We start from the raw sequence: 11,197 nt of genomic DNA, 5'->3' as shown, positions 1-11,197 counted from the left end.
GAAGCTGTGAAACAAATATTTTAAAGCAGTTTGAAGGCGTAATGAAAATTCAAATTCATTATCCGGGTATAAAAAAACAGGCTCCCAAAAGGAGCCTGTTTCTATCTTGAAAAAGGAAAATTCTAGTATCCTTCGTTCTGAACCAAGTTAGGGTTAGAAAGAAGTGCGTTAATTGGAATAGGATACAAGTTTCTGAAGGTCGCCCCAACAGAAGCAGGATCTTTGAATTCCCAGTCACGAGTATACTGTCCGAAACGCAACAAGTCATTACGTCTCCAGAACTCGTACCATAGCTCACGTCCACGCTCAGCCAACATATCAGCTTCTGATACACTTCCTAGTGGAGAAGCTCCACGTAGTGCTCTAAGCTCGTTAACCATAGCAGTAGCGTCTCCGCCCATACGCATCATAGCCTCAGCTTTCATCAAGTGAGCATCTGCGTAACGGAATACGATCTCGTGAGAAGTAAACGATCCGTTTACTGGGTGATACTTAATCAAACGTACACCAGTAGCTTCACCGTTACCTTGAAGACCAGGAAGCTCCTTAGTAAATACTAGGTCGTTTCCAGGACGGTCTTTCAATTTAGTTCCGTCTTCGTTGTACTGTTGGTTGATCAAGAATCCATATCCAATACCTAAGTTAGTATCGTCTGCATTAGATGCATCTGGCACCCATCCACGACGCTCTTCCTGACCGTCACCTACGTAGTTAGATGTTGGGTTTCCTTCAAAGGCATCGTAGAACTCAGCCAAAGTAGTAAATCCGTTCCATCCACCACCAGCGTTGTCTGGAGCGTTGATGTTGTAGTGCATACCATTCCAGATACGGTTACCTACAGAGGTAACAGCCCACCAGATGGTTTCGTTATCTACATCTTGCTTAAATAGATCAAAATATCCAGCTTGCAATGCAAACCCATCAGCAGCGATAGCATCAACCGCGTCGATTACCGCTTGATAGTCTGTATTGTCAATAGAACCTTTGTGACGCTCAGCGTTAAGACGCAACTTAGCCAACATAAAGTTAGCCGCAGCTTTAGAAGCACGGTTGGTCTCTGCACTTGGTCCTGTAGAAGGAAGATCTGGCAATGCAGTTGTCAAATCATTCAAGATGAATTCGTAAGCTTCAGTAGCTGTAAGAACAGAAGGATTTACCTCTGGTCCGTCATCTACGTTTCTGAAAGGTGCAACACCCCAGAAATCTAATACGAAATACATACTAAATGCACGTAGGAACTTCGCCTCAGCAGCTTGCTGTGGAGTCGGGCTTGAACGAGAGTCGATAACTTCCGAAGCACGGAATACGTTCTGATTCAAGTTGTTCCAAGTGTTCAAAATGTACTGGTGTGTTGGAGACCAAGTGTGCGCGTGAAGCGTACGCCAGATTCCGTTATCACCCCAGTCAGTACCACGAGTTGGTACTAAAGTCTCATCAGTTGATACTTCATTCAAAGCGAAGAAGTTCGCCTGATCACCGAGTTGCCCGTAAACATCGTTATATACGTTGTTAAGAGCCGCCTCAGCGTTTACCCCGTCAAAACCAACAGATTCGTCAGTTAACACAGAGTCAGTTGCCTCAATTTCTAAGTCGGTACAAGAAATTGCCAAAAGAGAAACGAGGGCCATCGCTAGTAGCGATCTTGTGTTCATCAAAATGTTTCTTTTCATAATAATTTTAGAATTTAGCATTTATACCAAATGAAATTGTTCTCGGTCTTGGGAACGCCGTGTAATCGATACCGTATACTGGGAATCCGTTCAATAGATCTCCACCACCTGGTGATACAGAAACTTCAGGATCAAGACCAGAGTAGTCAGTGATCACGAACAAGTTCTGTCCGATTAGCGACAGTTGTAAAGCGTCAAACAATCCATCTTCTTCCATCGGCACGTTGTATGACAACGTTGCGTTCTGAAGTCTTACAAAATCCCCAGCTTCTAGGAATCTTGTTGAAACATCTGCAGCAGCATCAAACGACTCACCAGAAGTCAATGTCTCTGGTAATACGTTACGACCCCCTCTAAATGCACCAGCCGTAAAGAATGCGTTTGCTGTGTTGTTGTAGATGTAGTGTCCGAACTGTCCGTTAAAGAATGCCGATAACGTCCAGTTTTTGTAATTAAACGTAGTAGAGAGTCCAGCAGTAATATCTGGCAAAGCGCTCTTTCCTACGAATTTTTGTACGTCTCCTTCAGGATACAATGGTTGTCCTGTAGTAGCGTCGAATCCACCAAACTCTCTCAAGAAGTATGAGAAAAGTGGCTGTCCTTCTTGCAACTGCTGAGCAAATGCAAGAGATAGACCCTGACCACGGATAGTACCCGCTGGGAACTGTCCTTGTAGGCTGGTGATTTCGTTTTCGTTATAAGTCAATTGGAAGTTAGCGTTCCAGCTAAAGTCCTCTTGATCGATGATGTCATATCCTAACGCGATTTCAATACCTTGGTTAACTACCTCTGAATCTGGTAAGTTCAAGAATACGAATGGCTGTGGAGCCGGCTGCGCAGAAATGGTACGTAATAACAGGTCAGTTGTTTGCTTGCGGTAAACATCGATAGTCGCAGTGAAGCGATCGTTGTTCACTCCAAAGTCAATACCAGCACCGAACTGAGTAGTTTCTTCCCACTTCAGGTCATCATTACGGAATGATTGTGTGTTTGTACCTGGGATGTTGATATCACCACCGTCGTTGATCACGTCTCCACCTCCGAAGCGCTCACGCTGTAGGAAGTTACCGTATCCTAGACCATCTTGGTTACCAGTGATACCCCAGTTCAAACGTAGTTTTAAAGTCGATACATTGTCACCAATGAAGTCTTCTTCGTTGATCTTCCAAGCAACAGCAGCTGATGGGAAGTATCCGTATTTGTTGTTATCCCCGAAAGTAGAAGAACCATCCGCACGCATTGTAGCGGTGAATAAGTACTTGTCCGCAAGTGTGTAGTTCACACGAGCAAAGTAAGACTGTAGTTCATCAAAGCTATCGAAAGTATCTCCGAACAAGGAACGCGTACGTGCACCTGAAGTATTCCCGATGTTATCCTGAAGGATCTCTGGGAATAGACGGTTCACGAAAGTACCGTTGATGTTTGGAGCGTATCCATACTGTTGGTAAGAACCAGTGATTTGGCTCTCTACAGCATCAGCAGAAGAAACAAGATCGTCGATCATGTCTCCCATCTGAGTAGTAAAGAATCCGAAACCGCTCAAGTTACGACCGTTACGATCGAACTTTTGGTAAGAGTAACCAGCAAGTACGTCCAAAGAGCTGTTTTCAAACTCTTTCTTATAGTTTAATGTAGCTTCCAAAAGCGTGTTAGTCGCTTCACGTTGGCTTACTCCAGCAACACCGTTTCCGAATGCACCTTGGTCAACGTTAAGAGCACGTGCACTTGTAGCACTGCTTAAGAAAGTATCAGAATAGTCATAACCTAAGTTAACTTTAGCAGAAAGCTCAGATGTAACATCGTACTCTGCAGAGAAGTTAACAAGGATACGGTCTGTGTTACCTAAGTTCTCAGTATACGCCAAAAGCGCAGCTGGAGAAGTCAGACCACCAGTTCCCGTAAAGTCAGGATTGTTTGGCCAAGTTGGATTTGCTGAGTAAGCAGAACCAAGCAAGTCACCTCTAAATCCAGCAGAACCAGAAAGCGGTGCAAACTCGTCGTTAGTACGACCGTAAGAAGCCTGTAATCCTAATTTAAGTTTGTCATCCAAGAAACGGTGTTGTGCGTTCAAACGCCCAGTAACACGCTCAAGAGACGAGTTCTCTACGATACCGAAGTTCTTAGAGTAACTGAAACTCGCACGTACATTACCATCACCGTAGTTGTTGGTATAAGACAAGTTATTTGTTGTGGAAGTAGCTCTTCTGAATGCTACATCTTGCCAGTCAGTATTAGCACCGAAGTCACGCTCTGCGATGTCAAAACCGTTAGCAGCAGAAGCAGCAAGGTAGGCGTCAGCATCAAGAAGGTCGTACTCATTTGCAGCCTCAGCTACAGAGAAAGTAGAACTCAACTCGAAAGATCCTCCGCGACCACTACGACCTGACTTGGTAGTAATGATTACAACCCCGTTCGCACCACGAGAACCGTAGATAGCCGTTGCAGATGCATCCTTAAGGATAGAAATGCTCTCGATATCATTCGGGTTCAAGAAGTTTAACGGGTTACGAGGAGCAGCAGAACCGAAAGAAGTTCCACTCAATTCCTGGCTTGTGTCATTAGCTAATGGCACACCGTCAACAACGAAAAGCGGGTTGTTGTTCGAACGGATAGAGTTCGAACCACGAATTCTAAACGCTACAGCAGAACCTGGTTCCCCAGAATCCTGAGAAATCTGAACCCCGGCAGTTTTACCTTGGATCAATTGTTCCGGAGAAGCGATTACCCCTTGGTTAAAGTCGTCTGACGTAACCGCCGTAACTGCACCAGTTGCGTCTTTTACTGTCGTAGAACCATAACCAATAATAACTACCTCTTCTAGCGCTTCAGTGTCTTCCTGCATCACGAAGTTGATGGTAGTCTGTCCGTTTACTGAAACTTCAGTTGTAACAAATCCAACATAACTAAACACTAGCGTGGCGTTGGAATCAACATCACTCAAGGAGTAGTTACCGTCAAAATCTGTTTGAGCTCCATTAGAGGTTCCTTTTACAAGGACGTTCACCCCAGGAAGCGGGCCTGTAGCATCAGACACCGTACCCGAGACGCTAATCTGAGCGTAAACTGTACTCCCAAGTAGCGCAAACATCGGAAGTAGAAAAAGTCTCATTAGTAATTTGTTTTTCATACAGTTATTTGGTTTAGATTAATTAAAATTTCAAATTGTTTAAGAATTCGACAACGCCAAAAATTACTCAGGCTGCTGTCATTATTTTTAGTCTATTACGCTTTAAGGTGATAAGATACGACTTTTTCACCAGAAAGGTTGTTGTTAATTGTATGCTTTTAGCTTCAGTTAAAGAAAAATCAATTCCCCTCCAGTGATGGCTAATTCGCTGCCACCGCTTAGAGTGTTCACCTGCTGTAATATCGTGTACTTTTACCGCTGTGGCCGTTGCATTTTCCCGAGGGGATTGATCTCCAAAATTAACTGTACTGTTTCGATGGTTTAATGGATGAACATGAGCCCGAAGTTGCATTTTAGACATGCAAAAAGGGCTCGCATGTGGTGGTCTTGCACCATAAGCGGCCTTAACAGTTCTACGGTCTGAGCTTGTTTTCTGCACTATCATGTTCATTAACTTCCTGTAAACGAGGGACTTTGGTTGACATCTCTCGCCTTGAAGCCAGACAACAATTAAGCGTACATTTCTTAACGTTGTCTTAATTTAAGGGCTAATATTTACTTTTTTTTTGATTATTAAAAATAAACACTCTTAAAATCTCAGTTTTCATAACCGAAAACGTTTTCGTATTTTCGACTCCTGAATTTAGCTGAGAACGAAAAATTAACGAAAACGTGTGAGTTATAGCCTTAGCTCGATTTTTTGTTTAATCTTTTCAGCTGTATTTTTGGCTGAATTTTTTGCGGTTTTCGTAAACAGATTTCGGACTGGAATTATCGAGCACTCGCTAAAGCCCTATTTGATATGGGCTTGGCTAAAAACAGAATCAAAAACCAACCTTTACCCCTGAGCCACAGGCTGATTATATGGAACAAGTTACCCTTAAACAAATTGCCGAATACCTTGGAATTTCCATTGCTACTGTTTCCAAAGCCTTAAAAGACTATCCAGACGTTAGTCAAAAGACCAAGGCTTTGGTAAAAGCAGAGGCCGAGAGACTCAATTACCAACCCAACAGCTTTGCAGTCAATTTAAGAACGAAAGAATCGCGAACCATTGGCCTGATCATTCCTGAGGTAGTACATTTCTTTTTCGGCAATATTGTCCGCGCTATCATCACTCAAGCCGAAAAGAAAGGATACTTAGTCATCATTCTTCAGTCTGATGACAATCCAGAACTGGAAAAGAAACAGATCGATCTTTTGATCAGCAAGCGCGTGGATGGTATTATGATCTCACTCGCAAACAATACTGTAGACACTTCGCATTTGCAAAAGGTAATGCGTTTGGGAATTCCTTTGGTGATGTTTGACAAGATCTCCAAGCTTATTCCTTGTTCCAAGATCATTATTGACGATCGTAAAGCTGCTTATGAGGCAACCAAGCACTTGATTGATCAAGGATGTACCAAAATAGCGCACTTTAGAGGCCCCCTACTTCCGCAAAACTCCATAGATCGCTTTCTAGGATATAAAAAGGCCCTAGAGGATCACGGTTTGGAATACAATTCTAAGCACGTCTTTTTGTGCGATCCTATCATTTACGAAAAAGGCCGAGAGCACGCCGCGGCGCTTTTAGATCAAGACATGGATATAGACGGCATCTTTGCCAACACAGATATGGTAGCCATTGGAGCACTATCGGTGTTCAACGAACGCGGCGTGAAAGTTCCTGAACATCTAAAGATCATTGGCTTTAGTAATTGGTTTATCTCTTCTGCAATGACACCGACCTTGAGTACCGTTGACCAAGACGGTATTAAAATGGGGAAAAAAGTGTTCAAAAGACTCTTTAAAGAATTGCAAGCCAAAAAGAATGGGCAAATACTTCCACCGGAAACCATAGCCATGCCTACAAAGGTAATTGGAAGAGGATCTTCCATGCTGAGTAAAACGGCAGTAGCTGCTAAATCTTAATCCTTCAATAAAGCTTGGAGTTCATTCTTGGAGATCTCCGTGGTTGCCCCAGGGGTGGAAGCCACTAAAGAACCTAGCGCGCAGCCGCGCTTCAATGCTGACTGTGGGCCTTCTTCTAAGCAATAGAAACCGTAAATAAAAGCGGCTAAAAAAGCATCTCCAGCACCAACGGTATCTACTACCTGAGCCGGAATTCCCTTTTGCCGGTACAACTGCCCTTCATGCCATAAGACGGCTCCTTCACTTCCTAAGGTTACACAAATTGTAGCAGTCTGCGTTGCCTTGGCTAAAGCTGCTAACTGTGAGCCGAGCTCATTATCTGTAATAGATAGTTCTGATAAGACCAAGGGTAATTCTTCTTCATTGAGTTTGATACAATCCGCGGCCTGCATCAAATCGATCAATGCGGACATTTGGTAATGTGGAGGTCTAAGGTTGATGTCAAAAACCACGATGCCGCAGCGCTGGATCAATTTTTGAACTTGACTCAAATTGAATGCTTCTCGTAAAGCCAAACTTCCAAAAACCAGTAGGTTATCTTTCATGGGAATGTCAGGCGCTGGAATATGATCCCAAGCGACGGGCTGCGCAATGGTATAGGTAGCTGCTCCAGCCTTGTCAAGTGCCACCTCAACATAACCAGTAGCTAAATCTTTAGCGGGATGGATGTAGGTGGTGTCCAGCCCGAACTCTTCTAAAAGCCGATAGGCTTCATGCCCTCTAGCATCGTTCCCAACAGCGCTAATGAGTTCTACCTTTGCGCCGAGTCTATGCAGTCTAAATGCGACATTAAATGGAGCTCCTCCTAGAATCTCTCGGTCTGGAAAACAATCCCACAGAACTTCTCCGTAGCATACAAGCTTTGAAGGCTTAGGCTTCTTCATCCACAAGCTTTTTCTCCAAGTCTTCTAAGGATACTCCTTTGGTCTCAGGCATTTTAAAGATCGCCCAAAGCAGTTGTAAGACCATCATACCGGCAAAGAAGTAATAGATATACCAGAGTGAGTCTCTGAGGATTCCTTCTTGCTCGTCAATAAAGAAAGGTGTGATCAAAGTGATCAAAGCTGCAAATACCCAGTGGGTACTTGTACCCCAACTTTGGCCATAAGCACGAACACGATTCGGGAAGATCTCAGAAATGAACACCCAAATTACCGCGCCCTGTCCAATGGCATGAGAGGCGATGAAAATACAGATAAAGGTCAACAGCATGGCCGGAGACGCATCCGCATAGAAACACCAACCTACCATAATAAGACTCACGATATATCCAATGGAACCAATAATGATGAGTTGCCTGCGTCCTAATTTGTCAATTAATCGCACTCCAATGAGTGTGAATACCAAATTCACAATCCCAATGGCAATAGAGTTAAAAAGCGATTCTTCTCCTCCCAAACCTGCTTGCTCCAGGATTTGAGGCGCGTAATACAGCACAAAGTTGATTCCACTGAGCTGATTGAAAAAGGCGATCAAAAAGCCCAACCACAGCACGCGGTTGTACTTCTTTTGAAATAACTTTTCACTGGTTTTGGGTTGTAATAGATCTTTTTTGATCTCTTGCAAAACGTTTTTCGCCTTTTCCGCTCCGAGGTAAATAGTCTCTAAAACTCCAAGCGCTGCTTCATCGTCCTTTTTAACAATGGCCAGCCAACGCGGACTGTTAGGTACTTTAAGTACCATTATGGTATAGAGCAAGGCAGGAATGGCCTCTACTCCCAGCATCCAACGCCAATCATTGGCTCCGTCAAATCCTTTGAGCAACCAATTCGATATAAAGGCGATCAAGATTCCGAAGACCAAACAAAATTGATATAGGGCCACCATCTTTCCGCGATTCTGCGCGGAAGTGATCTCGGAAATATAGATCGGTGCCGCGACTGAGGAGACCCCAACTCCTACTCCACCCATGAACCTAAAGAAGGAAAACGAATACGGATCTGGCGCTAGTGCACTTCCAATTGCGGAAACAAAAAAGAGCACTCCTATCCAAAACAAGGTCTTCTTTCTTCCTAAGCGTTTGGTTGGAATACCTCCGGCTAGAGATCCTAAAACAGTTCCCCACAGCGCCATGGACATAATAAAGGTCCCGTGAAATAAAGGTGAAGTATCCCAAAGGGCTTGAATGGGCTTATTGGCTCCACTGATCACTACGGTATCAAATCCGAAGAGAAAACCGGCCAGTGCCACAGTGACTGACCACATTACAATTTTGTTCATCTACTATTAGTTAGTTGGTTTGTTCCAAATGGAAGGTATAGCATCGATCCTAAACCAGCGAAGGGCAGCTTCGTCTGCGGGCACTACTTGGACCTCATCAAAGGGTTCGTTTGGAAATATCTGGTTGGTAAAGACATATCGACCCCAATCTACAAAAATCTCAATAGAGGAAGCATCAATATAAGCGGTGACGTAAATGTCATCACCATCTGGGTTAAAAGGCTGTTCTTGCCGCTGGGCTCCGAAAGAGGGCTCAAAATCTACCTTCCCACTCTGGCTTCTGTCAAAGGTCATTTTCCCAGCCTCTGGGAAGAAACCGATCTCGATCTCCTCACGCAGATTATTGCTCAGAATAAAATAGGTGTCCGTTTTAGCGGAAGTTTTGAATTGAATTCTATGCTGATTGAGATTTACAGAGTCAAAATAAACCTGCCCAGGTCCTTCCGTATAGTACACCGGTTCACGGTCATAAACCAAGGTATCTACTTTATCATAAGGATAGTTGGTCAAGCGTACTCCCTCATTAAAGCGTTTTAGTTTCAAAGTCCTGGGTAAGGTCATGGAGCTTCGCCAAGCTTCTGTGGGTGTATTTCTAGCATAATTCCAATTACTCATCCATCCTATAAAGATTCGTTCTCCATAAGGTTCATTGTTGTAGGTAACACCGGCGTAATTATCCATGCCGTAATCTAACCAAAGAGGTTCCTTTTGATCCGTGGTGAATTTTTCCCCGTCCCAATCTCCAATAAAATATTGCGTCCCAGAACCTCCATTTGGAGCGCCTGGATTCATGCTGATAAGCAGCACCCATTTTTTAGCGTAGTGGTCCGGATCTGGATGATCTAATGGAAACAAATCGGGACATTCCCAAACCCCTCCATGAGCGCCCTGATCTTTGCCAAACTCGCTCATCAATTTCCAATCCTTGAGGTTTGGAGATTTATAGAATTTAGCGTGATCTCCAGCAACCAAGATCATGACCCATTGTTTGGTATCCTTATCCCAAAACACCTTGGGATCTCTAAAGTCCTTAATGCCCTCATTACCAATGACCGGATTGCCCTCATACTTAGTCCAAGTGTCTCCGTTGTCTAAACTGTAGGCTATACCTTGGGTTTGAAAGTCGGTACGGCCAGCCTTTTCTCCTTCCATTAGATGATAGGTGAAAATTGCAACCAAGGGCGCAACTCCATCTTCACCAAAACCTGAAGTATTGTCTTTATCAACAACTGCGCTTCCTGAGAAAATGAGTCCGTTCTCATCGGGATATAGGGCGATGGGCTTGTTTTCCCAATGGACCAAATCTTTGCTGGTGGCATGCCCCCAGTGCATCGGGCCCCATACAATATCTTCTGGATAATACTGATAGAACAAATGGTAAACCCCGTCATTATAAACCAAACCGTTCGGGTCATTCATCCACTTAGCGGGTGGCGAAAAATGATATTGCAAACGATAGGGTTCGTCGTAGTTTGAGGTGAACTGCTGAGCGTTTGTATTATCTGTGGTCGTAGTCTCCTTACATCCCACAAGCAATACAAAAAGGAAAAAAGGGAGATATCGCATCATTGCATACTTAGTTGTGCCACTAAGATAATAGAAATGTCCAAGTTGGGATAAGCCATAAAAAAAGCAGCCCGGAGGCTGCTTCTTCGCTTTAAGTGTAAAATGATCCCTAATGGGCAAAACGGTAGGCCATTTTTGGCTTTACCTTTCCTAAAATTCGGTGTTTTAACCAGCGTGTAATCCCCAGAAAACTATAGGCTGAAAAACTGAACTGGAAACGAAGCTCTGCAGGATGGGTCTGCCTTACACGATACCCACCCACGATATCAAAATCTAGATAAGGCGTATCAAAGACCTCTTTTTTAGTGTAGTCGTTCAAGATAAAGGAGTTGTCCCAAGCTTTTAAGTAAAAACGCACCTTGGTATATTCCGCCTCTGGCAAGGAAACAGCCTCGCGTGTTTTTATATAAAGCCCGGTCTGCTGTCCTTTTAACTTTAAACAGGTCTGCTGGGTAAAAGATTCAATATTTGTGGTCTTGCCGTTAGTATCGACCAGTGCAAAACCGTTTATATTTAGAGACATCTCAGCCACTTTTAGCGAATCAGCCTCATTTTGTGTCAAACTTAAATTAAGGGTGCGCTTAGCTTGCGACTCCCAATGGGCAGCCAGGTCCAAACTGTTTGGAAAGGTCTGCCAAATACTCGGATAGAATTTGGTGTTCTTCATAAGTGTGTGTATTAACAATTAAATACACTGCAA

Annotated in this window: 7 protein-coding genes; 1 reads left to right on the top strand and 6 read right to left on the bottom strand. The window is 43.8% G+C overall.

Annotation, left to right across the window (positions count from 1 at the left end):
* Positions 1-122: 122 nt before the first annotated feature.
* Together POW22_RS04750 and POW22_RS04745 are read right to left on the bottom strand one after the other, a co-directional pair.
* On the bottom strand, positions 123-1,670 hold the full coding sequence (locus POW22_RS04750) for a RagB/SusD family nutrient uptake outer membrane protein (protein WP_272831477.1): 1,548 nt from the start codon (positions 1,668-1,670) through the stop codon (positions 123-125).
* Between the two features lie 7 nt (positions 1,671-1,677).
* Positions 1,678-4,779 carry a SusC/RagA family TonB-linked outer membrane protein gene (locus POW22_RS04745; protein WP_272831476.1) on the bottom strand — a complete coding sequence of 1,034 codons (3,102 nt, stop codon included), beginning with the start codon at positions 4,777-4,779 and terminating at the stop codon, positions 1,678-1,680.
* Positions 4,780-5,661: 882 nt separating this feature from the next.
* Here POW22_RS04745 and POW22_RS04740 point away from each other — a divergent pair.
* Entirely contained in the window at positions 5,662-6,711 is a 1,050-nt protein-coding gene (locus tag POW22_RS04740; RefSeq protein ID WP_272831475.1) for a LacI family DNA-binding transcriptional regulator, read from the top strand.
* Here the strand turns inward: POW22_RS04740 and POW22_RS04735 are convergent.
* The 4 genes from POW22_RS04735 to POW22_RS04720 form a co-directional block, all read right to left on the bottom strand.
* Complete coding sequence (locus POW22_RS04735) at positions 6,708-7,595, bottom strand: carbohydrate kinase family protein (RefSeq protein WP_272831474.1); 888 nt, start codon at positions 7,593-7,595, stop codon at positions 6,708-6,710. The genes POW22_RS04740 and POW22_RS04735 overlap by 4 nt on opposite strands.
* Positions 7,582-8,931 carry a sugar porter family MFS transporter gene (locus POW22_RS04730; protein ID WP_272831473.1) on the bottom strand — a complete coding sequence of 450 codons (1,350 nt, stop codon included), beginning with the start codon at positions 8,929-8,931 and terminating at the stop codon, positions 7,582-7,584. Before POW22_RS04730 ends, POW22_RS04735 begins: the two co-directional genes overlap by 14 nt.
* Positions 8,932-8,937: 6 nt before the next feature.
* Positions 8,938-10,500, bottom strand: a complete 1,563-nt coding sequence (locus tag POW22_RS04725; RefSeq protein WP_272831472.1) for a glycoside hydrolase family 32 protein — start codon at positions 10,498-10,500, stop codon at positions 8,938-8,940.
* A 106-nt stretch (positions 10,501-10,606) separates the two neighbouring features.
* Positions 10,607-11,164 carry a hypothetical protein gene (locus POW22_RS04720; RefSeq protein ID WP_272831471.1) on the bottom strand — a complete coding sequence of 186 codons (558 nt, stop codon included), beginning with the start codon at positions 11,162-11,164 and terminating at the stop codon, positions 10,607-10,609.
* Positions 11,165-11,197: the final 33 nt, after the last annotated feature.

Source organism: Gilvibacter sediminis (assembly GCF_028561565.1).
GTDB lineage: Bacteria > Bacteroidota > Bacteroidia > Flavobacteriales > Flavobacteriaceae > Gilvibacter > Gilvibacter sediminis.
The sequence above is the reverse complement of the archived record's forward strand: the minus strand, read 5'-3'. Positions and strand labels throughout refer to the sequence as shown.

Bases quoted from the DNA above. Each gene is read 5' to 3' on its own strand.
- POW22_RS04750 (WP_272831477.1), bottom strand. From the start codon at position 1,670: ATGAAAAGAAACATTTTGATGAACACAAGATCGCTACTAGCGATGGCC.
- POW22_RS04745 (WP_272831476.1), bottom strand. From the start codon at position 4,779: ATGAGACTTTTTCTACTTCCGATGTTTGCGCTACTTGGGAGTACAGTT.
- POW22_RS04740 (WP_272831475.1), top strand. From the start codon at position 5,662: ATGGAACAAGTTACCCTTAAACAAATTGCCGAATACCTTGGAATTTCC.
- POW22_RS04735 (WP_272831474.1), bottom strand. From the start codon at position 7,595: ATGAAGAAGCCTAAGCCTTCAAAGCTTGTATGCTACGGAGAAGTTCTG.
- POW22_RS04730 (WP_272831473.1), bottom strand. From the start codon at position 8,931: ATGAACAAAATTGTAATGTGGTCAGTCACTGTGGCACTGGCCGGTTTT.
- POW22_RS04725 (WP_272831472.1), bottom strand. From the start codon at position 10,500: ATGATGCGATATCTCCCTTTTTTCCTTTTTGTATTGCTTGTGGGATGT.
- POW22_RS04720 (WP_272831471.1), bottom strand. From the start codon at position 11,164: ATGAAGAACACCAAATTCTATCCGAGTATTTGGCAGACCTTTCCAAAC.